Annotated in this window: 19 protein-coding genes; 8 read left to right on the forward strand and 11 right to left on the reverse strand. The window is 67.4% G+C overall.

Going from position 1 to position 21,905, the window contains the following annotated elements:
- Positions 1-49: 49 nt before the first annotated feature.
- Positions 50-1,237 carry a phytanoyl-CoA dioxygenase family protein gene (locus tag JVH1_RS30520; protein WP_009474069.1) on the forward strand — a complete coding sequence of 396 codons (1,188 nt, stop codon included), beginning with the start codon at positions 50-52 and terminating at the stop codon, positions 1,235-1,237.
- A 71-nt stretch (positions 1,238-1,308) separates the two neighbouring features.
- A complete protein-coding gene (locus JVH1_RS30525; RefSeq protein WP_009474068.1) occupies positions 1,309-2,175 on the forward strand; it encodes a sugar phosphate isomerase/epimerase in 867 nt (288 codons plus the stop codon).
- 41 nt (positions 2,176-2,216) lie between these two features.
- Here JVH1_RS30525 and JVH1_RS30530 read toward each other — a convergent pair whose 3' ends face one another.
- Entirely contained in the window at positions 2,217-3,269 is a 1,053-nt protein-coding gene (locus JVH1_RS30530; protein ID WP_009474067.1) for a LacI family DNA-binding transcriptional regulator, read from the reverse strand.
- Positions 3,270-3,505: 236 nt separating this feature from the next.
- On the opposite strand from JVH1_RS30530, the gene JVH1_RS30535 reads away from it, so the two are divergent.
- Positions 3,506-4,975, forward strand: coding sequence for a sugar porter family MFS transporter (locus tag JVH1_RS30535; RefSeq protein WP_009474066.1), 1,470 nt, complete (start codon positions 3,506-3,508; stop codon positions 4,973-4,975).
- A 62-nt stretch (positions 4,976-5,037) separates the two neighbouring features.
- Complete coding sequence (locus JVH1_RS30540; RefSeq protein WP_043778407.1) at positions 5,038-5,442, forward strand: hypothetical protein; 405 nt, start codon at positions 5,038-5,040, stop codon at positions 5,440-5,442.
- A 66-nt stretch (positions 5,443-5,508) separates the two neighbouring features.
- Here the strand turns inward: JVH1_RS30540 and JVH1_RS30545 are convergent, their stop codons facing one another.
- From JVH1_RS30545 to iolC, 10 genes are all read right to left on the reverse strand, one after another.
- Complete coding sequence (locus JVH1_RS30545; RefSeq protein WP_016879931.1) at positions 5,509-6,510, reverse strand: ROK family protein; 1,002 nt, start codon at positions 6,508-6,510, stop codon at positions 5,509-5,511.
- The gene (locus JVH1_RS30550) at positions 6,507-7,898 is read right to left on the reverse strand and encodes an NAD(P)/FAD-dependent oxidoreductase (RefSeq protein ID WP_009474064.1); all 1,392 of its coding nucleotides are present in this window, start codon (positions 7,896-7,898) and stop codon (positions 6,507-6,509) included. Before JVH1_RS30550 ends, JVH1_RS30545 begins: the two co-directional genes overlap by 4 nt.
- 66 nt (positions 7,899-7,964) lie before the next feature.
- On the reverse strand, positions 7,965-9,470 hold the full coding sequence (locus JVH1_RS30555) for a CoA-acylating methylmalonate-semialdehyde dehydrogenase (RefSeq protein WP_009474063.1): 1,506 nt from the start codon (positions 9,468-9,470) through the stop codon (positions 7,965-7,967).
- A gap of 11 nt (positions 9,471-9,481) precedes the next feature.
- Positions 9,482-10,354, reverse strand: a complete 873-nt coding sequence (locus JVH1_RS30560; protein WP_005261338.1) for a sugar phosphate isomerase/epimerase family protein — start codon at positions 10,352-10,354, stop codon at positions 9,482-9,484.
- A gap of 5 nt (positions 10,355-10,359) precedes the next feature.
- On the reverse strand, positions 10,360-11,460 hold the full coding sequence (locus tag JVH1_RS30565) for a Gfo/Idh/MocA family protein (protein WP_009474062.1): 1,101 nt from the start codon (positions 11,458-11,460) through the stop codon (positions 10,360-10,362).
- A gap of 26 nt (positions 11,461-11,486) precedes the next feature.
- Positions 11,487-12,392, reverse strand: a complete 906-nt coding sequence (locus JVH1_RS30570; protein ID WP_009474061.1) for a sugar phosphate isomerase/epimerase — start codon at positions 12,390-12,392, stop codon at positions 11,487-11,489.
- 36 nt (positions 12,393-12,428) lie between these two features.
- Positions 12,429-14,387 (reverse strand): 3D-(3,5/4)-trihydroxycyclohexane-1,2-dione acylhydrolase (decyclizing), encoded by a 1,959-nt coding sequence (gene iolD, locus JVH1_RS30575; RefSeq protein WP_192817820.1) that lies wholly within the window; start codon positions 14,385-14,387, stop codon positions 12,429-12,431.
- A complete protein-coding gene (gene iolB, locus JVH1_RS30580; protein ID WP_009474059.1) occupies positions 14,384-15,280 on the reverse strand; it encodes a 5-deoxy-glucuronate isomerase in 897 nt (298 codons plus the stop codon). The genes iolD and iolB overlap by 4 nt, the downstream gene beginning before the upstream one ends.
- Positions 15,281-15,301: 21 nt before the next feature.
- Positions 15,302-16,201 (reverse strand): hypothetical protein, encoded by a 900-nt coding sequence (locus JVH1_RS30585; protein WP_009474058.1) that lies wholly within the window; start codon positions 16,199-16,201, stop codon positions 15,302-15,304.
- Positions 16,194-17,183 (reverse strand): 5-dehydro-2-deoxygluconokinase, encoded by a 990-nt coding sequence (iolC, locus tag JVH1_RS30590; protein WP_009474057.1) that lies wholly within the window; start codon positions 17,181-17,183, stop codon positions 16,194-16,196. Before iolC ends, JVH1_RS30585 begins: the two co-directional genes overlap by 8 nt.
- A gap of 202 nt (positions 17,184-17,385) precedes the next feature.
- On the opposite strand from iolC, the gene JVH1_RS30595 reads away from it, so the two are divergent.
- From JVH1_RS30595 to JVH1_RS30610, 4 genes are all read left to right on the forward strand, one after another.
- Positions 17,386-18,123, forward strand: a complete 738-nt coding sequence (locus JVH1_RS30595; protein WP_009474056.1) for a GntR family transcriptional regulator — start codon at positions 17,386-17,388, stop codon at positions 18,121-18,123.
- A 31-nt stretch (positions 18,124-18,154) separates the two neighbouring features.
- Positions 18,155-19,516, forward strand: a complete 1,362-nt coding sequence (locus JVH1_RS30600; protein ID WP_009474055.1) for an MFS transporter — start codon at positions 18,155-18,157, stop codon at positions 19,514-19,516.
- A gap of 187 nt (positions 19,517-19,703) precedes the next feature.
- On the forward strand, positions 19,704-20,702 hold the full coding sequence (locus tag JVH1_RS30605; protein WP_009474054.1) for a substrate-binding domain-containing protein: 999 nt from the start codon (positions 19,704-19,706) through the stop codon (positions 20,700-20,702).
- Between the two features lie 139 nt (positions 20,703-20,841).
- Positions 20,842-21,900, forward strand: coding sequence for an ABC transporter permease (locus JVH1_RS30610; RefSeq protein WP_371113056.1), 1,059 nt, complete (start codon positions 20,842-20,844; stop codon positions 21,898-21,900).
- Positions 21,901-21,905: the final 5 nt, after the last annotated feature.

Below are 21,905 nucleotides of genomic sequence, written 5' to 3' on the forward strand. Positions count from 1 at the left end.
ATGGATTTCTGCTGTTGTTTGCCACTCACATCACGGCAAGACTATCCCCATGACCATCACGACTCCTCCGCCGACCGGCCGGCGTGACTGGATCCGCGACTCCGACTGCGACCTCGACGCGTTTCGCGCCTCCGTGGATCGCTCGACGAACCTCGCCGACTACCCGTTCGCTCACTCCGTGGAACAGAACGTCCTGTTGTACCGCAGTGACGTGCTGATGCCCCACCTCGACGACGCGCAGTCCCGCCGCGCCGTGCAGACCGAACTGGGGCGCGCGCTCACGGACGGTCCCGGAATCGTGGTGTTCCAGAATGCCTTCAGTGATCTCGCGGTCCTTGACCGCGCCACCGAACAATTCGACCTCCTCATCGCGCAGCAACACGCGTCGGGTGGTGTGGTGGGTGACCACTTCGGCAAGGCGGGCGCCAACGACCGAATCTGGAACGCAGCGCAGAAGCTGGCTCTCGGCGCTCCGGACGTGTTCGCCGAGTACTACGCCAACGACATTCTCGCGCTGATCTGCCAGAGCTGGCTGGGCCCGCTGTATCAGGTGACGTCGCAGGTCAACGTGGTCAACCCCGGTGGTGCCGCGCAGGTGCCGCATCGGGACTACCACCTGGGCATCGTGCCCCGGCACGAACTGGCGGATTATCCGGCGCATCTGCATCGGATGTCGGCCACGTTGACACTGCAGGGGGCGGTGGCGCACTGCGACATGCCCGTCGAGAGCGGACCCACCCTGTATCTGCCGTACTCGCAACTGTTCGAGGCGGGATACCTGGCGTTCTCCCTGCCGGAGTTCGTCGAGTTCTTCCGCGACAGTCATGTTCAGCTGCCTCTGCGGAAGGGCGACGCGGTGTTCTTCAACCCGGCGCTCTACCACGGCGCAGGCCACAACCGTTCGCACGCGATCCGGCGGTCGGCCAATCTGCTCCAGATCTCGTCGCCGTTCGGCCGGGCGATGGAGGTGCTGGACCGGGAGGCCATGGCGAACGCCGTATACCCGACCCTGCTGGCACTGCAGAGTGCCGGGGCGAGCGAGCGCACCCTCCGCAATGCCGTCGTCGCGACGGCCGAGTGCTACCCGTTCCCCACCAACCTCGACCAGGATCAACCGGTGCACAGTCTCGCGCCGGCCACTCAGGTGGACACGGTCTGGGAAGCGTTGCGGGAGAACGCCGATCCGGCGGTGCTCGCGGAACGTCTGGCCGCACAGACCACCCGGCGACAGCCGTGAGCGGGATTCCCGGACACGGCCCCACTGTCACTGCAACAGCACCGACCGGTGCGATGGGATGAAATAGGACGATGACGATTCGACTTGCAGGTGCGCCCATTTCGTGGGGAGTGTGTGAGGTGGAGGGCTGGGGTCACCAGCTCGACCCCGACCGGGTGCTCACCGAGATGCGTGACGCCGGCCTGGCTGCCACCGAACTGGGTCCGGACGGATTCCTCCCCTCGGATCCGCGCGAGCTGACGGACACCCTCGCCCGGTACGACCTGACGGCGGTCGGGGGATTCGTTCCTGTGCTGCTCCACGATCCGGATCACGACGCCGTCGCTGCGGTTGGCGGGGCGATCGATTCACTCGTCGCGTCGGGGTCGGAGGTGATGGTTCTGGCGGCGGTCACGGGAGCCGTCGGTTACGATTCGCGACCGGAACTCGACGACTCGGGATGGAAGACGTTGTTGCGCAACCTCGACCGGCTGTCGTCGGCCGCCGCCGACCGGGGACTCCGGGCGGTGATCCACCCCCACGTGGGGACGATGATCGAGAACCGTGCCGAGGTGGACCACATCCTGGACGGCTCGTCGATCCCGCTGTGCCTGGACACCGGACACCTGCTGATCGGTGGCACCGACCCCCTCGACCTCGTCACCACCGCCCCCGAGCGGATCGCCCACGCGCACCTGAAGGACGTCGATGCGGCGCTTCTCGCGCGGGTCCGGGCGGGCGAACTCACCTACACCGAGGCCGTCGCGCAAGGGATGTACACGCCACTGGGCACCGGAGACGTGGATATCGCAGGGGTGGTCGAGCGGCTGCAGAATCAGGGTTACGACGGCTGGTACGTCCTCGAACAGGACACCATCCTCGCGTCGGAACCGGAGGACGAAGGCCCCGTGCGCGACGTCCTCCGGAGCGTCGAATACCTGAGGAGCATCACGCAGTGAGTCCGTTGCCTCTGCGCTGAATCGGCTGCAGCGGGACGCGGCTACGACCGGGCCGGACCGGTCGTGCCGCGCACCACCAGATGGGGGTCGATCACGAAATCATGCGGGCCGAGGTCGTCGTTCTCGAGCCGGCCGATGGCGAACTGCACGGCGTGCCGCGCCAGACCCTCCGTGTCCTGCCGCACGGTGGTGAGGTCGATCTGCGACAACTGGGCAAGGTGGCTGTCGTCGTACCCGACGATCGAGATGTCGCCGGGCACGTCGACGTGGGCGCGGGTGAACACGTCCATCAGACCGATGGCGCAGCGGTCGTTGCCGGCGAGCACGGCGGTCGGCAGGCGGTCTTCGGCCAGCAGAGTGTTCGCGGCGGCGACACCTGCCGCTTCGCTGTGCTGACCGGGAATGACGCGGATGTGGTCGGAGAGGTCGTGCCTGCGCATCGCGGCGAGGTACGCGCGACGCCGCTCGGGTGACCCCGGGTCCGCGCCGCCGTCGACGTGCACGATCTCGCGATGCCCGAGTTCGACCAGGTGGTCGACGGACTGCCGGATGCCCTTGGCGTCCGCCGTCCGCACGGTGTCGACGGCGGTGTGGGGGAGTGCGCGGCCGACGACGGTGACGACGGCACGGTCCGCGAGCGTGCGCAGATAGTCCACCTCGGAGAGCGGGCCGAGCAGGATCAGGCCCTCGCAGCGGTGGCTGAGGAGGGCTTCGATCGCCTTGTGCTCGTCCCGGGTGGGTGCGCTCGCGGAGAGCAGCACCTCGTATCCGGCGGCCTCGGCCTCCGCGTAGACGGTTCCGATCAGGTCGGCCTGGAAGGTCTGGTGGACGTCGATGAGCACGCCGAGGGTGCGGCTGCGGCCGCGCGCGAGCATGCGGGCGGCCCGGTCGAGACGGTAACCGAGGTCGTCTGCAGCCTGGAGGACGCGGTCCCGGGTTTCGTCGGACGCTCCGGGCTTGTTGCTGAAGATCAGTGACACCAGGGTGCGCGACACCCCGGCCCGCGTCGCGACATCTGCCATCGTGGGGCGTCGGTGCAGGCCGGCCGGTAGCCGCTCCGCACCGTCGTGCGCGGCGGCTCGATCGTCGAGCATCTCGAACTCCCTCGGTTGTGTCGTCAGGGACATTCTCCCGCAGCGAGATCTCTGCCCTTGACACCCTCTGTGATTCACATCATAGTAGGTAACTGAAGCGCGTTAGTGAAGCGCTTCAGTCCAGGAGAGAACGCCCCTTCGGCTGCATCGAGCCGAGCGCACTCGGGCGGTATCGACACGTGAACCGATCTTCCGTGTCGCGATGCGTGAGCATTCCCCAGAAAGGCCAACACCTGATGTCGACAACCCACTCGGCTGCCAGTGCCCGCGGAAGCGGCGGCGCTGCGCGCAACGAGCGCAGTCACAAACGCTTCCTGACCAAGCTCACCGTCATCTCCACGCTCGGGGGCCTGCTGTTCGGCTACGACACCGGTGTGATCTCCGGTGCGCTGCTCTACATGAAGGACGAGCTGAACCTCAGCGCCGTCGGCGAAGCAACCGTCGTGAGCTCGCTGCTCTTCCCGGGTGCCGCCGTCGGTGCGCTGCTGGGAGGCCGACTGTCGGACGCTCTCGGCCGCAAGCGCACACTCCTCGTCTGTGCGGGTCTGTTCCTCATCGGCGCCCTCGGGTGTGCGATGGCCCCCAACGTGGAGATCATGGTGCTGGCGCGGATCGTCCTCGGTCTCGGTGTGGGCGCCGCCGCCGTCACCTGCCCGCTCTACCTGGCCGAGATGGCGCCGGTCGAGCGTCGCGGGCGGATGGTGACCATCAACGAACTGATGATCGTCACCGGTCAGATGCTCGCCTTCTCGATCAACGCGCTACTCGATCACCTCATCGAGGACCCGACGGTGTGGCGGTACATGCTGGCCATCGCCTCGGTGCCCGCGGTTCTGCTGCTGCTCGGCATGCTCGCGCTCCCGGATTCACCGCGTTGGTACGCGTCCAAGGGCCGGCTCGCCGAGACCCGCAGCACGCTCGAGCTGAGCCGCAGCGAGTCGGAGGCCGCAGTCGAGTACGCCAGCATCAGCCTCCACGCCGCCCGCGACCGGAACTCGAAGGTCAGTGGCGCCGTCCACTATCTGCGCGACTACCCGTGGATGCGCCGGATCCTCTGGATCGGCTGCGGTTTGGCCATCGTGCAGCAGGCGACGGGCATCAACACGGTCAACTACTATGCCCCGACGATCCTGGAACAGAGCGGGTTGGGCGTGAGCGCGTCCCTGGTGGCCACCATCGCGGTGGGTGTCACGTCTGTGGTCATGACGATTCTCGGAATCATCCTGCTGGGCTTCGTGAATCGTCGCAAGATGCTGCTGACCGGCTTCATCGGTGTGGCCTCCTCGCAGGCTGCGTTGTCGCTTGTGTTCCTGCTGCCCTCGTCCACGGGGCGTAGCTACATCATCCTCGCCGCGATGATGGTGTTCGTCGCCTTCGTGCAGTGCTTCATCGGAACCTGCGTGTGGTTGCTGCTCTCGGAGATCTTCCCGATGGCCATCCGTGGGTTCGCCATGGGCATCGCGGTCTTCGTGCTCTGGACGACGAACGCCTTGATCTCGTTCGTCTTCCCGATCCTGAACTCCGTCCTCGGGTCCACCGGAACGTTCGGCCTGTTCGTCCTGGTCAACCTGATATCGGTGTACTTCGTGTACCGCTTCGTCCCGGAAACCAAGGGGCGCAGCCTCGAAGAGTTGGAGGACCGCCTCGGCGCAGGCAGGCCCGACGCGTCGGCTGCAGGAAGCACCGCCGCCGTCGCCGCCCACTGATCGCACGCTCTCACGTACCGGTGCCGCCGCCTTCGGGTGGTGGTGCCGGTGCGTGGTGGTGTGTGGCCAGCCTCCCCGTGCAGTTCGTTCGGATACACCTCGTCCTGCTGGTCGTGGGAGCGCTCGGTGAGGAGTCGGAGGGCACGGGAGGGCTGCACCCCGCGGATGTGGTTGTGGGTGAGTTCGATTGCTGCCCCTTCGGGTTCGGTTCGGATGATGTCGCTGCGCGGCGTGGTCCATTCGAGGTTCCCTCCGCCGGTCTGGCGGACGGTCCAGGAGCCGTCGGTTTTCAGCCGGTGGCGACGTCGGCACAGGCACGCGAGATTCGACTCGACGGTGAGACCACCGTTCTCGGGGTGGTCGTGATCGAACGGCGTCGTGTGGTCGATGTCGCAGAGCCGCGCCGGGACCTGGCAGTCGGGGAAGCGGCAGTTACCGTCGCGGGCCCCCGGAGTGGGCCGGGTTGAGTCCGCGGCGGCCACCGACAAATGCGGCTCCGCCGGTCGTGAGTGCTCGAGGAGTCCAGAGACTCGTCAACCACGCACGGGGAGCGGAGCTCCGTTCAGCAGCGCGTCCCTTGCCATCGTGGCGGCCCCGATCCGCTGGGCCGATTCGCCGAGTTGGGTTTCGCGGATGCGGGCGAGGGGGCGGTGTCCGGAACCGGTTGCGAGAGAGGCGTAGACGTCGCGTGCGTGGTCGAGGAACAGCGGAGCAGAGCCGCTGACGCCACCGGAGACGACGACGAGATCGGGGTCGTAGACGTCACCGACCATGGCGAGTCCGACGCCCAGCCACCGTGCGAACTCCTCCATGGTGCGCACGGCGAGCGGGTCACCGTCCCGCGCGGCGCTCGCGATGCGGCGGCCGGTGAGCGAGCCCGGATCGCTCGCGACCTCGCGTGCGAGCACCGTGGAACTCGTCGGGTCGGCGGCGAGGAGTTCGATGGCCGTGTCGACGAGCGCGGTTCCGCTGCAATACCGTTCCCAGCACCCCCGTTTACCGCAGGCGCACGGTCTGCCGCCCGGGACCACCTGGAGGTGGCCCAGTTCGGGAGCGACGCCGTAACTGCCCCGGTACAGGGTGCCGTCGATGAGCAGCGCCGCACCGATACCGGTGCCGATCGCGACCATCACGACATTGCGACCACCGGCGGCAGCGCCGAACCGGTGCTCCGCCCACGCCGCCGCGTTCGCGTCGTGTTCGAGGACCACCGGCAGTCCGAGCCGGTCGCTCAGGTCGTTCGCGACCGGCACGTTCTTCCACGGCAGGTGCGGGGCGAAGCGCACGGTGGTGAGGTCGGAACTGATGAATCCCGCCACGGCGAGACCGACGGCGGCGATCCGATGACGGGACGCGAGCTCGCGGACGGCGCGGTCGAGCGCGTCCTCGAGGGCTTTCGCCGACTGCGGTGTGGGTGCCTGGACGGAGTCGAGCACCTCGCCGGTCTCGTCGACCACGCAGGCACGGATACTGGTACCACCGACGTCGATGCCGACGGTGAGAGCGGAAGCAGGCACGGAGGGGACGGTACTCACCGTGCGGAGGCCGTCGCCGCCTCGGGTACCGCCCGGGAGGAATCCTCCCAGGCATCGAGCCGGTTGATCGCCGTCCTCGCGACCACCTGTTGCTCCGTGACCGCCAGGTGTCCCCGAGTTCTGCCCAGGAACGACCATGTCCAGGACATGGCGGTCGCGAGTCGGCTCTTGAATCCGACGATGTAGACCAGATGGATCAGGAGCCAGAGCAACCAGGCGAGCAGCCCGGTCAGTTGGAGGCGGCCGACCTTCGCGACCGCGTGGAAGCGGGAGATCATGGCCATGCTGCCCCTGTCCGTGTAGCGGAACGGGGCGCGTTCGGGCTTCTCGCGACCTTTCCGGTGGGCCCGCACCTCCGCGGCGATCAGCTGCGCGGCGTAGCGGCCGCCCTGGATCGCGACCTGCGCGACGCCGGGAAGGCCGTCGCGGTTCATCATGTCGCCGACGACGAAGACGTTGGTGTGGCCGGGGAGGGTGAGGTCGGGTTCGACGAGGACGCGGCCCGCACGGTCGGTGGCGGCGCCGGTCTGTTCGGCCAGTTGCCGGCCCAGCGGACTGGCTGCGACACCGGCGGACCAAATCTTGCAGGCGGCCTCGATCCGCCGCTCGACACCGTCCTGGTCGCGGACGGTGAGTCCGTCGTCGTCGACGTCGGTCACCATCGCGCCGAGTTGGATCTCGACGCCGAGATCCTCCAGCGTGTCGGCGGCAGCCCGACGCAGCTTCTCGTCGAAGGGCGGAAGCACCCTGGGCGCCGCGTCGAGGAGGATGATCCGCGCGTCACGGGGGTCGATGGTGCGGTAGGCGCCGGCGAGAGTGCGGTGCGCGAGCTGGGCGATCTCGCCGGCCATCTCCACTCCGGTGGGCCCGGCGCCGACCACGACGAATGTCAGGAGTCGCTCCCGCTCGGCGGGATCGGTGCTCACCTCGGCGCTTTCGAAGGCGCCCAGGATGCGGCCGCGCAGCTCGAGGGCGTCGTCGATCGTCTTCATTCCGGGTGCGTGCTCGGCGAAATGGTCGTTGCCGAAATAGGATTGGCGGGCGCCTGCCGAAACGACGAGGCTGTCGTACTCGGTGACGGTGGTGCGGCCGCGGTGTGTGGACGTGACGGTCCGGTCGGCGACATCGATCTTCTCGACTCCGCCGATCAGGACGGACGCGTTCTGCTGGTCCTCGAGGACGAGCCGGGTCGCGGGCGCGATCTCACCCTCGGACAGGATTCCCGTCGCCACCTGGTACAGCAACGGCTGGAACAGGTGGTGCGTCGTGCGATCGATCAGAGTGACATCGACGTCCGTCCGTTTCAGGGCCTTGGTGGCGAAGAGGCCGCCGAATCCCGATCCGATGACCACGACCCGATGACGGCGGGCGAGAGAGGTGTCGCTCATGAAGTTCCTTTCGATCGAACGGACTCCGCGCCGGACCGCGGACGGTCCGGCGCGGAGAACCAGTACCTATGCGTTCTGGGGGAATCCGAGGTTGAGGCCGCCGTGGCTGGGGTCGAGCCAGCGGGTGGTGACGACCTTGCCGCGGGTGAAGAAGTGCACGCCTTCGGTGCCGTGGGCGTGGGTGTCGCCGAACAGCGAGTTCTTCCAGCCCCCGAAGGAGTAGTACGCCATCGGGACGGGGATGGGGACGTTGATGCCGACCATGCCGACCTCGACCTCGTTCTGGAACCGTCGGGCGGCGCCGCCGTCGTTGGTGAAGATGGCGGTGCCGTTCCCGAACGGGCTGGAGTTCACCAGTTCCAGGGCGTCGTCGTAGGAGCCGACGCGGATGACGGAGAGGACGGGTCCGAAGATTTCGTCGGTGTACACGGACATGTCGGTGGTGACGTGGTCGATCAGGGTCGGGCCGAGCCAGAACCCGTCCTTGCCGCCATTGGCCTGCACCTGTCGGCCGTCCACGACGATGGTGGCGCCGTCCTTTTCGCCGGCGTCGATGTAGGAGGCGACCTTGTCGCGGTGCACCTTCGTCACCAGTGGTCCCATGTCGGAGTCCTGGGTGCCGTCGCCGATCTTCAACGTGTCGGTGCGGTCCTTGATCTTGGCGACGAGTTCGTCGGCGATGTCGCCGACCGCGACCAGGGCACTGATGGCCATGCAGCGTTCGCCCGCGGAGCCGAAGCCGGCGTTGACCATGGCGTCGGCGGCCAGATCCAGGTCGGCGTCCGGGAGGACGATGGCGTGGTTCTTCGCCCCGCCGAGGGCTTGGACGCGTTTGCCGTGGGCGGTGCCGGTGGCGTAGACGTACTGGGCGATGGGGGTGGAGCCGACGAAGCTGATGGCCTTGATGGCGGGGTTGGTGAGCAGTTCGTCGACGGCGGTCTTGTCGCCCTGCAGGACGTTGAACACGCCGGCGGGGAGGCCGGCTTCGGCCCAGAGTTCGGCCATCCAGATCGCGGCGGTCGGGTCCTTCTCCGACGGCTTCAACACCACGGTGTTGCCGGCGGCGATGGCGATGGGGAAGAACCACATCGGGACCATGGCGGGGAAGTTGAACGGGGAGATGATCCCGACCGGGCCGACGGGTTGGCGGAGGGAGGAGACGTCGATGTTGGTGGAGGCGTTTTCGGTCATGCCGCCCTTGAGCAGGTGCGCGATGCCGCAGGCGAATTCGACGACTTCCTGGCCGCGGGAGACCTCGCCGAGGGCGTCGGAGACGACCTTGCCGTGCTCGGCGGTGATGATTTCGGCGAGTTCGCCCTTGCGGGCGTTGAGCAGTTCCCGGAACGTGAAGATCACCTGGGTGCGCTTGGCGAGGGAGGTGTCGCGCCAGGCGGGGAACGCGGCGGCGGCGGCGTCGACGACGGCGCGGGCGTCCTCGACGCTGGCCAGGGCGACCTGACCGGTGACGGCACCGGTCGCCGGGTTGGTGACCGGGGCGGTGTTGCCGCTGGTACCGGCGAATCCCTTGCCGTCGGACCAGTGTGCGATTTCGCGAGTGATGTTGGTGCTCATGTGTTGTCCTTTCACCGCGTGCGCGCGATGTAATCCTTCATGGTCTTCAGTTGGTAGCGGGAGACGTCGTGAGCGTTCTCGTCTTCGGCGAAAACACTGGACACCATCACCGTGTCGGGTTTGTCGTAGAAGCCGAGTTCGCCGAGCCCGCCGAAGAACTCGTCCCAGTCGAGGTCGCCGTCACCGATCTTGAGGTGCTGGTGGACACGCACCGGGTTGCCGGGCGGGTTGGTGATGTACCGCAGTCCGTGGGAGCGGTGGTGATCCATCGTGTCCGCGACATGGACGAGCCGCAGCATGTCTCCGGCCGCGCGCATGATCTCGAGCATGCCGGCGCCCATGTGATAGCTGTGGCACGCGACGTACACCAGTCCGAAGTTCTTGGAGTTGATGCCGCGGATCATCCGGATGGCGTCCAGACCGTTCTCCACGAAATCGTCGGGGTGCGGGTCGATGCGAACGTCGATGCCTTCACGCTCGATGATGGGGACGAGTTCCTCCATCGACCGGTAGAAGGCGCGCTCCGATTCCTCGGCCTTCTCCGGGCGGCCGCTGAACTCGGTGTTCATCACGTTCACACCGAGGTCGACGGTGATCTGAATTGCGCGCTTCCAGTACCGCACCGCCGCCTCGCGGGCGTCTTCGTCCGGGCCGGACCACCGCAGGACCGGCAAAACGGAGGCGATTCCGACGCCCGCGTCGCTGCAGGACTTGCGGAACTGCCGGACCAACTCGTCGTCGGCCTTCGGGTGGTTGAAGAACGGGATCATGTCGCGATGCGGGGTGAGCTGCAGGTGTTCGAAGCCGAGTTCCGCAACCACCGCCGGCAGTTCGAGAAGTGAGTAGTCGTGGTGGAAGGGGGTGGGATCGAGTGCAATCTTCATCGTGTTCAGGCCCCCGGTCCGATGGGTCGCTCCGCAGGCTCCGCTCCTGGGATGGAGGAACGGTCGACCATGTCGACGGCCACACGTTCGCCGGTCTCGAGCGACTGCACGCCGGCGGCGCACACGGCAGCGGCGGCGTAGCCGTCCCACGCACCCGGTCCGTCGATGTAGTTGCCGGTCTCCGCGCCCGTGCGTGCGGCGTTGACCCAGCGCTGGATCTCGACGTCGTACGCCTGGCCGAAGCGCTCCTTGAACGAGGGGGTGATCTCCCCGCCCGACATACCTGCGCCCGAGCGGCCGTTGCCCGCGCCGGTGCCGAACTTGCGGACGAGTCCGACATCGAGACCGATGAACGCCGAACCCTTCTCGGCGACGATCTCGGTGCGCACCTCGTAGGCGACACCGGTGGTCACGAAGACCTCGACGTCGACGTGGCGACCGGACTCGGTGCTGAAGAGCGCGATCTGCGGGTCCTGCAGTCCCTCGGGCGCACCGGGATTCGCGGCCGGCCGGAGGATGTGGACGGAGGTGATCTCCTCGTCGAACAGGAATCGGGTGACGTCCACCTCGTGGACCAGCGAGTCCTTGACGATCATCGAGCTGTCGAAGCTCGGCGGCACGGCGGGGTTGCGGTGCACGCAGTGGGCGAGGAGCACCTGCCCGAACGTTCCGTCGTCGATGAGCGTCTTCAGCTGCTCGTACTCGTGGTCGAAACGTCGCATGAAGCCGACCTGGATCAGCTTCTTGCCGAGTTCGGCTTCGCGCTTGACGATCTCGAGGGACGTGGCGACGTCGGTGGTCAGCGGCTTCTCACACATCACCGGCTTGCCGTGCTCGAGGCAGGCGAGAAGCTGCTTCTCGTGGGTCGGGCCGGGGGTGGCCAGGACGACGGCGTCGACATCGGGGTCGGCGATCGCGTCGAGGGGGTCGCCGATCACCCGGCAGCCGGGGATCCCGGCGGCGATCTGCTCGGCCTTCTCGATGAAGTAGTCGTTGACGACGGCGACCGTGGCGCCCTTGATGCGCTCGGTGATGCGTGCGACGTGGTCGGCGCCCATCATTCCGACACCCAGGACGGCGATGCGCAGGTCGTTGCTTCCGGACATAGCTGACTAGCTCCTGACGTGGTCGGTTAGACGAACTTGACGGACGGGATCCCGCAGGACCCCAGGTACTTACGGGTGCGCTGGGCGATCGGCAGCGGAACGTCCACGGCGCAGGGGTAGAGATCCTGCTCGACGATCGCGAACACGTCGATGTCGAGCTTCTCGATCGCGGCGAGCAGCGGCGGCAGGTCGGGGATGCCGAGCGGCGGCTCGATCATCGCACCGAGCTTGACGGCCTCGCCGAACGGCAGGTCCTCGGCCTCGACCTTGGCGCGGACCTCGGGATCGACCTGCTTGAGGTGCAGGTAGCCGATCCGCTCGGGTGCGCGTTCGATGATCGCGAGGTTGTCGCCGCCGCAGTAGCTGATGTGGCCGGTGTCGAGGCACAGGTTCACGAACTCGCTGTCGGTGCCGTCGAGGAAGCGGTACACGTTCTCCTCGGTGTCGACGTGGCTGTCCGCGTGCGGGTGGTACTGCGCCTTCACTCCGTACTGCTCGAACATCTTCTTGCCCAGCTCGTTCATGCCGCCGGTCTTCTTCTTCCACTGTTCCGCAGTGAGATTGCGGTCCTCGAGCACCTCGCCGCTGCTCGGGTCGCGCCACATCTCCGGGATCACGACCACGTGCTTGCCGCCGACGGCGGCGGTCAGTTTGGCGACGTCCTCGATCTGGGTCCACACGGCATCCCAGGAGTCGTCCTGGTGCAGGTGCTCGAACACGGTGCCTGCCGACAGCTTCAGATTGTGGGCGGCGAGTTCGTCGCGGAGCTGCTGCGGATCGGTGGGCAGGTAGCCGTACGGCCCCAGCTCGATCCACTCGTAACCGGATGCCGAGACCTCGTCGAGGAACCGCCCGTACGGGGTCTGCTGCGGGTCTTCCGGGAACCAGACGCCCCAGGAGTCGGGGGCGGATCCGACGCGAATGACGCTCATCGGGGAATCCTTTCGAAAGTATTTACTGGGGGAGAGTTAGTTGCCGGACGGGCGGAGGAACGGGCGCTGGATCTTCTTCCACTGCGCGTACGTCTCGTAGGCGGTCCGGGTGGAGTCGAGAGTGCTGGTCGAGCTGACCGGGACGTCCCACCAGGATTCGCTGTCCGGTGCGGCGATCCGCGGGTCCGTCTCGACGTGGATGACGGTGGTGTTGTCGCTGGCCTTCGCCACTTTGACGGCGTCGGCGAACTCGGCGGCCGTGTTCGCGCGGATCACGTCGGCGCCGAGGCTCGCCGCGTTGGCCGCCAGGTCGACGGGCAGGATGTCGCCGTCGAGCCGGCCGGAGTCGCCGCGGTAGCGGTAGTCGGTGCCGAACCGCTGGGAGCCGAGCGACTCCGACAGCGATCCGATGGAGGCGAAGCCGTGGTTCTGCACGAGGACCACGATGACCTTGACGTTCTCCTGCACGGCCGTGACGAGTTCGGTGGCCATCATCAGGTACGAGCCGTCGCCGACCATGATGAACACGTCGCGATCGGGGCAGGCCATCTTGGCGCCGATGCCGCCTGCGATCTCGTAGCCCATGCACGAGAAGCCGTATTCGACGTGGTAGCCCTTGGGGTCGCGGGTGCGCCACAGCTTGTGCAGGTCGCCGGGCATGGAGCCGGCGGCGCACACGACGACGTCGCGAGGATCGGACAGCGTGTTGGCGAGTCCGATGACCTGGTTCTGGTTGAGGCCGAGGGAGTCGTCGTCGATCTTGTAGACCGAGGCGACCGTCGACTCCCAGTGATCGGCGAGTTCGGCTGTGCGCGAGCGGTACTCGTCGGGAACCTGGTAGTCGCCCAGTGCCGCGGTGAGCGCCTCGAGCGCCTCGCGGGCGTCCGCGACGACGCTGACGCCGCCCTGCTTCACCGAATCGATCGACGCGACGTTGATATTGACGAACCGCACGTCCGGGTTGTTGAACGCGGTGCGCGACGCCGTGGTGAAGTCGCTGTAGCGGGTGCCGATGCCGATGATCACGTCGGCCTCGGTGGCGAGAGCATTGGCCGCCGTGGTGCCGGTCGAGCCGATCGCGCCGACCGACTGCGGGTGGTCGTAGGGCAGTGAGCCCTTGCCTGCCTGACTCTGACCGACCGGAATGCCGGTCGTCTCGGCGAACGCGGCCAATGTCTCGGTGGCGCCGGAGTAGATCAGGCCGCCGCCCGCGACGATCAGCGGTTTCTTCGCCGACCGGATCACGTCCGCGGCCCGCGCGATCACCGACTTCTCGGGGAGCGGCCGGGCCACGTGCCACGTGCGCTCGGCGAACAGCGACTCCGGCCAGTCGAACGCCTCCGCCTGCACATCTTGCGGAATGGCGACGGTGGCCGCACCCGTCTCGACGGGGTCCGTCAGCACGCGCATCGCGCCGAGCAGCGCCGAAGGCAACTGCTCCGGCCGCCATACGCGGTCGAAGTAGCGCGACAGCGGTTTGAATGCGTCGTTGACGGTGACGTCACCGCTCGACGGCAGTTCGAGTTCCTGCAGCACCGGTGCGCTCGCGCGGGTCGCGAACGTGTCGGCGGGCAGGAGCAGGACGGGCAGCCGGTTGATGGTGGCGAGCGCCGTGCCGGTCAGCATGTTGGTCGAGCCGGGGCCGACGCTGGCCGACACCGCCCATGTCTGCAGCCGATCCTTCTGGCGTGCGTACGCGACCGCGCTGTGCACCATCGCCTGCTCGTTGCGCCCGAGGACGTACGGCAGTTCGGATTCGGTACCGGCTTCGACGGCGTCGATCTCCGCCTGCAGCAGTGCCTGACCGAGTCCGGCGACGTTGCCGTGGCCGAAGATGCCGAAGCACCCGGCGAAGAACTTGGTACGTTCGCCGTCCCGCTCGACGTACTGGTTGGCGAGGAAACGGATGGTTGCCTGAGCCACCGTGAGGTGGACGGTGCCCTCGGCGTTGGGGTTCTTGCTCGCCGACATCGGCGCGGTGGACACCACGGTCATGCTCCTTCGGACGGTGCGTGGAGGGGGAGGCGGGGATCGACGGTCTGGTGTTCCCAGCTGCCGCGCAGCCAGGTGTGGGCCGGGTCGTCGCAGATGTTCCAGGCGCGGTCTTCGCCGGGCCCGGCCATGACGTTCAGGTAGTACATGTGATGTCCGGGGGCGGCGATCGACGGTCCGTGATAGCCGTGCGGCACGAGGACCACGTCGCCGGAGCGCACTTCCTCGAGCACCTCGATGGGCCGCTCGGGAGTGCCGTACACGCGATGGTAGCCGAATCCGGTTCCGCCGAAATCCACTGCGGTGGCATTGGCTTCGGCGATCTCGAAGTAGTAGATCTCCTCGAGCTGCGACTCGACGTCGCTGTTCTCGTCGTGCTTGTGGCTCGGGTACGACGACCAGTTGCCACCGGGAGTGATGACCTCGCACGCGATGATCGAATCGGCCTCGAAGCGATCGGCGGTGCCGAAGTTGTGCACCTGGCGGCTGCAGTTGCCCGCGCCGCGCAGTTCGACGGAGATGTCGGCTGCCGGGACGTACCGGAACGGGAACTTCTGCCGCGCGCGGGCCCCGCACAGGGCGAACCGTCCACCGGTCGCGCTGGACACCGTGTAGGCCGAATCCCGCCCCACGTAGGCGAAGTCGCTCGGTCCGTCGAACACGGACCTCCGTCCGGTGAGGGCGAACTCGGTGCCCTCGCTCGACACCGCCGCGGACCCGGCCAGTGGAACGACGATGATCTCGTCGTCACCGGACGCGAGTTCGGCCGACCCGCCGGGGGCCAGGGTGAGCACCTGGAGGCTCGATTCGGTCCAGCCCGCGGATTCGGGGGTGACCTCGAGGTCGAACGGTCCGGTGGCCGCGGAACCGACCGGCACGTAGTACTTGCTGTTCATCGTGGGCCTCTCCGGCGTGCGTCAGTGGACGAGGGATACGGCGGTGTCGACCGCGGCGGCGACGTCCTCGTCCCGCGGGTACAGCAGGGTGCGCCCGACGATCAGGCCGCGGACGGACGGCAGTGCGAGGGCCTTGGCCCAGCTCGCGAATGTCTCCTCGGGGGCTGTCTGCGGGTCTCCGCCGAGCAGCAGCGTCGGAAGCGTCGTCGCGTCCATGACGCGTTCCATTTCGTCCACCACCGGAAGCTTCATCCAGGTGTAGGCGGACGTGGACCCCAGGCCCTGACTGATGTGGATGGACTTGATCACGGCGTCGGCGCTGAGATCGTTCTTGACCTTGCCGTCGACACGCCGCGACAGGAACGGTTCCACCATGGCCATCAGTCCGGCTTCGGCCAGTGCATCGACCGCCTGGGCGCACGCGGTGAGGGTGGAGAGGGTGCCGGGGTCGTCGAGATCGATGCGGCACAGCATCTTTCCGCCGTTCATGCCGGCCTTCGCGGTGCCGGCCGCGGTGTAGCCGGTCATCCGGTCGTCGAGTTCGAAACTGGCGCCGGCCAGGCCGCCGCGGTTCATCGACGAGATGACCACCTTGTCGTCGAGCGCGCCGAGCAGCACCAGATCGTCGAGGATGTCGGCGGTGGCGAGCACCCCGTCCACACCGGGGTTGCGCAGGGCGGTGCGGAGGCGGTCGAGGAGGTCGGTGCGGCTGTTCATCGCGGTCGGACGGTCGCCGACCGAGAGCGCGCCGCGGGCGGGGTGGTCGGCGGCGACGATCATCAGCCGGCCGTTACCGCGCACCGTGGGCCGGGCGATCCGGGTAGCCCAGGCGCGATCGATGGCGGCCGGGTCGTTCGCGCGTACCTCGGTGACGTCGGCGTAGGACGCGCAGACTGCGCGGTGGGCGAGAGTTTCAGACATTGACAGCCTCCGAAGTGGTGGAATCGGCGAGCGCCCGGACCTCGTCGGCCGTCGGCATCGCGGTGGAGCATTCGAGGCGGGAGGCGACGATCGCCCCCGCGGCGTTGGCGTAGCGCAGGATCTTCTCGAGTGGCCACCCGGCGAGCAGGCCGTGGCACAGCGTGCCGCCGAAGCTGTCGCCGGCACCGAGGCCGTTGACCACCTGGACGTCGTTCGGGGGCACCGTGATGCTCTGGGAGCGTGTCTTCCCGAGAACGCCCTTGGGGCCCTGCTTGACGATGGCCAGTTCGACGCCGAGATCGAGCAGCGCGTCCGCGGCCTTGTGCGCGTTGGTCTCGCCGACCGCGATCTCGCACTCCTCACGGTTGCCGACCGCGACGGTGACGTGCTGGAGGGCCCGCTGCACCTGAGCGGTGGCGTCGGCGGGGGAGGACCAGAACATCGGGCGGTAGTCGAGATCGAGGACGGTATGGGTGCGGCGTCCGCGGGCCTCCCACGCTGCGAAATGCGCGCTGCGGCTGGGCTCTTCGGACAGTCCGGTGACCGTCGACCAGTAGAGCTTCGCGTCGCGGACCGCGTCGAGATCGATGTCCGCCGGCGTCACCTGCAGGTCCGGGGCGACGGGCTTACGGTAGAAGTACAGCGGAAAGTCGTCCGGCGGGAAGATCTCACAGAACGTGACGGGAGTGGGGTGTTCGGTGTCGATGCCGACGAAGCGGTTGTCGACGCCGAGGTCGGTGAGTGCCGTGCGGACGAAACGTCCGAATGGATCGTTGCCGACGCCCGAGATGAGGGCGCTGCGGCAGCCGAGGCGGGCGGCGGCGACGGTGACGTTGGCCGCGCTTCCGCCGAGGAACTTGCCGAACGTCTCGACGTGTTCGAGGCCGACTCCGGTCTGCAATGGGTAGATGTCCACACCGCAGCGCCCGATGGCGAGGACGTCCAATCCGTTCCGGTTGGTTTGCGTCTGGATGGTGGTCAAGGCTGACTCCCGAATAGGTCGTTGTGGGTGGTCTGCGCAGGGCGCCGAGGTCTGGTTGAAACTGTGCTCCACATCACCGGCTCCTGTCAAGACTTTGTCCTGACATTATTACTTGAAGTCAATCTGGTGTTAGTGTTCGCATACACTGCCGGAAAGATCGGCGACGGCGACGTCGCCCCGCGCACGAGGATCGGAGTTGTCCGTGGGTGCACCACTCGCAGTCGAGCTCGACCGATCGAGCCCGGTTCCGCTGTATTTCCAGCTCGCGCAGACGATCGAGAACGCGATCATCGGCGGGGAGCTTGCCCCGGGTGACCGCTTCGAGAACGAATTGGCGCTCGCCAAGCGGCTGAACCTGTCACGTCCCACCACGCGCCGCGCCATCCAGGAGCTCGTCGACAAGGGGCTGCTCGTCCGCAAACGCGGCGTCGGAACCCAGGTGGTGCAGAGCGCCGTGCACCGGCCGGTCGAACTCACCAGCCTCTTCGACGACCTCGCGCGGGCGGGGCAGAGCCCGACCACCAAACTCCTCGACTACCAGGTATCCGTGCCGGCCGAAGACGTCGCCGCCGAACTCAACCTGCAGCCCGGCGCCGAGGTCGCGTCCATCCGGCGCCTCCGCAGCACCAACGGCGAACCGCTGGCGCTGATGACCAACCACATCCCGGTGGACCTCGCGCCGGATCCCGAGGAGCTGGAGGCGCACGGCCTCTACCACGCCCTCCGCGCCCGCGGCGTGCACATCCGTCTCGCGCGGCAACGCATCGGCGCGAAAGCGGCGAGCAAGGCGGAGGCGTCGCTGCTCGACGAGAAGACCGGTGCACCGCTGCTGACGATGAACCGGACCGCGTTCGACGACTCGGGAAGCGCCGTCGAGTTCGGTAGCCACTGCTACCGCGCGTCGCGGTACTACTTCGACACGACCGTTGTCGATCGCTAGAACCGCGCGCGCGACGTCGTTCCCCCGCGGAATGGCCCTGCTGGTGGCAGGCGCCCTCTTCATGGAGATTCTCGACGCCACCATCATCGCGCCGGCTGTCCCGCTGATCGCCGAGTCCTTCGATGTCGACGCAGTCGACGTCAACATCGCGATCTCCGCCTACCTGGTGACGGTCGCCGTCCTCATCCCCGCGAGCGGGTGGGTGGCCGACCGGTTCGGGACGCGCCGCGTGTTTGTGGCCGCCATCGCCGTGTTCACACTGGCGTCCATCGGGTGCGCGGCGAGTGTGTCGTTGCCGATGCTCGTCGCGATGCGGGTGCTGCAGGGGGTCGGCGGCGCCATGATGGTGCCGGTCGGGCGGCTCGCGGTGCTGCGGTCGAGCACGAAGAGCGACCTCGTCCGCGCGATAGCCCTGCTCACGTGGCCCGCGCTCGCGGCGCCGGTCATCGCGCCCCTGCTCGGCGGTGCGATCGCCACCGTCGGCTCGTGGAGATGGATCTTCGTCATCAACATTCCCATCGGGGTCCTCGGAATCCTGCTGTCGCTGAAGCTGGTTCACGGGGTGGGTTCGCGGTCGACGAGCAGGCTGGACTGGCGGGGCCTCCTCGGGGTCGGCACGGGAATCGCGGCAGCCCTCATCGCGCTGGAGAGCATCCGTGTGACGGGCACGGACTGGCGGCGGGTCGCGATCGGGGGAGTGGTCGCGGTTGTTCTGCTGGCGGCCTCGGTGCGCCATCTCGTCCGCACGCCCCACCCGCTCGTCGACTTCCGCGTGCTGCGCGTCCGGACGCTGCGCACCACCGTCACCGGGGGTTCGCTCTACCGCCTGATCGTCACCGCGGTGCCGTTCCTGCTGCCGCTGCAGTTTCAACTCGGCTTCGGCTGGACGCCGTTCCTTGCGGGTCTGCTCGTCGCGGCGCTGTTCGCCGGCAACATTGCCATCAAGCCCTGTACGACGCCGCTGATGCGGCGCTTCGGGATCAGGCCGATTCTGCTGGTCAACGCCCTGCTGTCCGTCGGCTGCTTCGGGCTGCTCGCCGCCCTGAGCTCGTCGACCCCGATGCCGGTCATCGCGGCGGTCCTCTTCGTGAGCGGAGCCCTGCGCTCGGTCGGATTCACCGCGTACAACAGTCTCGCGTTCTCCGACGTCGATCGTGTCGACCTCACGCACGCAAACACTCTCAACGCCGCCGTGCAGGAACTGGCGGCCGGACTCGGGATCGCGGTCGCGGCGCTCGCCCTCACCGCGTTCACGCCGTTGGCGACGTCGTCCGAGCACGGGTTCGGGTCCGAATATTCCTGGACCTTCGTCCTTTTGGGCCTGCTGATGCTGTGCACGGTGATCGACACGCTGCGTCTGCCGCGCGACGCCGGGGCAGCGGTCACGCGCTGAGCGCGCCTTCACCCGTCCACGCATCCGATCGATTTCCGGGCCGACTGTGGGGACACCCATGCCGCTCGTTTGATATGCGGTCCTAATGTCCAGACAAACTATTGACTTTCGGGTGTGACGCGTATTACATCTAAGGAATACGGCCAAGACGTCACCGGGCCGTTCGTCCCCCCGAGAGGAAAAGCAGATGAACTTCCCCAACCGGCGTCGTGTGGCGGTCCTGGCCTGCGCGAGTGCCCTGGTGATGAGCCTCGCGGCGTGCTCGAGCACCGGAGGCAAGCCGGACAGCAGCGGGTCCGGGATCGGCGCGGGCACCGCTGACACCCCGCGCATCACGATCGCGATGGTCACGCACGCGGCACCGGGCGACACGTTCTGGGACCTGATCCGCACGGGCGCGCAGGATGCCGCCGACAAGGACAACGTGGAACTGAAGTACTCCTCCGACCCGCAGGCCCCCAACCAGGCCAACCTCGTGCAGACGGCCATCGACTCCAAGGTCGACGGGCTCGCGCTCACCCTCGCCACCCCCGAGGCGATGGCACCCGCCGTCAAGAGCGCGCAGGACGCAGGCATCCCGATCTCCGCGTTCAACGCCGGATACGGAGCCTGGAAAGACATGGGTGCCACCCAGTACTTCGGGCAGGACGAGACCATCGCCGGCCAGGCCGCGGGGAACCGGCTGAACGGGGACGGTGCCAAGCACGTCATCTGCGTCATCCAGCAGCAGGGCCAGATTCAGCTCGAATCACGTTGCGCCGGCGCCAAGCAGACCTTCCGCGGCACGTTCGAGACCCTCAACGTGAACGGTGAGGACATGCCGTCGGTGAACTCGACGATCGCCGCCAAGCTCCAGCAGGACCCGTCCATCGACGGTGTGCTCACGCTCGGCGCCCCGATCGCTCTCACCGCCGTGCAGTCGGTCGGTAACGCGGGCAGCCCGGCCAAGGTGTACACGTTCGACACCAACGCGGCACTCGTCGACGCCATCTCGGACGGCAGCGTGCAGTGGGCCATCGACCAGCAGCCGTACCTGCAGGGCTACCTGGCGATCGATTCGCTGTGGCTCTACCTCAACAACGGCAACGTCATCGGCGGTGGCGGACCGACTCTGACCGGGCCGTCGTTCATCGACAAGTCCAACATCGACAAGGTCGCCGAGTACGCCAAGGCCGGCACCCGCTGATCGGCGGTCGATCACATGTCAGGGCACACGATCCGGACCCCGGTGGGTCCATCTCATGCACACACCATCACCATCGACCCGGTCGCACGACCGGCCGGCACCGCACAACGCTGAGATCCACCGGCGCGGAGAGGAAATCATGTCCACACAGCAAGATCTGGACCTTGCCAGTCACAAGGTCGTCCACGACGAGCGGGTGAAGGAGCAGAAACGCCTGCAGCGTCTGCTGGTCCGTCCCGAGATCGGTTCCCTGTTCGGTGCGATCGCCATCTTCATCTTCTTCATGGTCGTTGCACCCCCGTTCCGCAGCCCCGAAGCCCTCGCCACGGTGCTCTACGCCTCCTCCACGATCGGGATCATGGCATGCGCGGTCGCGCTGCTGATGATCGGCGGGGAATTCGACCTCTCCGCCGGCGTCGCCGTCACCACCAGCTCCCTCGCGGCGTCGATGATCGCCTACAACCTGCACCTGAACCTGTGGGCCGGCGCCGCCCTCGCCCTCGTCGTCTCGCTGGCGGTCGGGTTTTTCAACGGGTACCTGGTGATGAGGACGAAGATCCCCAGCTTCCTGATCACGCTGAGCTCGTTTTTGATGCTCACCGGCATCAACCTGGCGGTCACCAAACTGATCACCGGGCAGGTCGCCACCCCCAGCGTGTCCGACATGGCCGGGTTCGACTCGGCGAAGAAGGTGTTCGCGTCCTCCTTCGAGGTCGGTGGGGTGTCGGTGCGGATCACCGTGCTCTGGTGGCTGCTGTTCACCGCGATCGCCACCTGGGTGCTGTTCAAGACCCGGATCGGGAACTGGATCTTCGCCGTCGGCGGCAACCAGGACTCCGCCCGCGCCATCGGCGTCCCGGTCACCAAGGTCAAGATCGGGTTGTTCATGACCGTCGGGTTCGCCGCCTGGTTCGTCGGGATGCACCTGCTGTTCTCGTTCAACACCGTCCAGTCCGGGCAGGGCATCGGCAACGAGTTCCTCTACATCATCGCCGCGGTCATCGGCGGCTGCCTGCTCACCGGTGGGTACGGCACCGCGATCGGTGCCGCGATCGGCGCGTTCATCTTCGGCATGACGAACCAGGGCATCGTCTACGCCGGCTGGAACCCGGACTGGTTCAAGTTCTTCCTCGGCGCGATGCTGCTGTTCGCGGTCATCGCCAACAATGCCTTCCGCAACTACGCCGCCAAGAGGTGACCGGT

The organism is Rhodococcus sp. JVH1 (assembly GCF_000280725.2).
Classification (GTDB): domain Bacteria; phylum Actinomycetota; class Actinomycetes; order Mycobacteriales; family Mycobacteriaceae; genus Rhodococcus_F; species Rhodococcus_F jostii_A.

Coding starts and splice junctions, on each gene's coding strand:
- JVH1_RS30610 (WP_371113056.1), top strand. CDS start 20,842: ATGTCCACACAGCAAGATCTGGACCTTGCCAGTCACAAGGTCGTCCAC.
- JVH1_RS30600 (WP_009474055.1), top strand. CDS start 18,155: ATGGCCCTGCTGGTGGCAGGCGCCCTCTTCATGGAGATTCTCGACGCC.
- JVH1_RS30605 (WP_009474054.1), top strand. CDS start 19,704: ATGAACTTCCCCAACCGGCGTCGTGTGGCGGTCCTGGCCTGCGCGAGT.
- JVH1_RS30530 (WP_009474067.1), bottom strand. CDS start 3,269: ATGCTCGACGATCGAGCCGCCGCGCACGACGGTGCGGAGCGGCTACCG.
- JVH1_RS30560 (WP_005261338.1), bottom strand. CDS start 10,354: ATGAAGATTGCACTCGATCCCACCCCCTTCCACCACGACTACTCACTT.
- JVH1_RS30585 (WP_009474058.1), bottom strand. CDS start 16,201: ATGTCTGAAACTCTCGCCCACCGCGCAGTCTGCGCGTCCTACGCCGAC.
- JVH1_RS30570 (WP_009474061.1), bottom strand. CDS start 12,392: ATGAGCGTCATTCGCGTCGGATCCGCCCCCGACTCCTGGGGCGTCTGG.
- JVH1_RS30565 (WP_009474062.1), bottom strand. CDS start 11,460: ATGTCCGGAAGCAACGACCTGCGCATCGCCGTCCTGGGTGTCGGAATG.
- iolB (WP_009474059.1), bottom strand. CDS start 15,280: ATGAACAGCAAGTACTACGTGCCGGTCGGTTCCGCGGCCACCGGACCG.
- JVH1_RS30555 (WP_009474063.1), bottom strand. CDS start 9,470: ATGAGCACCAACATCACTCGCGAAATCGCACACTGGTCCGACGGCAAG.
- iolD (WP_192817820.1), bottom strand. CDS start 14,387: ATGACCGTGGTGTCCACCGCGCCGATGTCGGCGAGCAAGAACCCCAAC.
- JVH1_RS30525 (WP_009474068.1), top strand. CDS start 1,309: ATGACGATTCGACTTGCAGGTGCGCCCATTTCGTGGGGAGTGTGTGAG.
- JVH1_RS30520 (WP_009474069.1), top strand. CDS start 50: ATGACCATCACGACTCCTCCGCCGACCGGCCGGCGTGACTGGATCCGC.
- JVH1_RS30550 (WP_009474064.1), bottom strand. CDS start 7,898: ATGAGCGACACCTCTCTCGCCCGCCGTCATCGGGTCGTGGTCATCGGA.
- JVH1_RS30535 (WP_009474066.1), top strand. CDS start 3,506: ATGTCGACAACCCACTCGGCTGCCAGTGCCCGCGGAAGCGGCGGCGCT.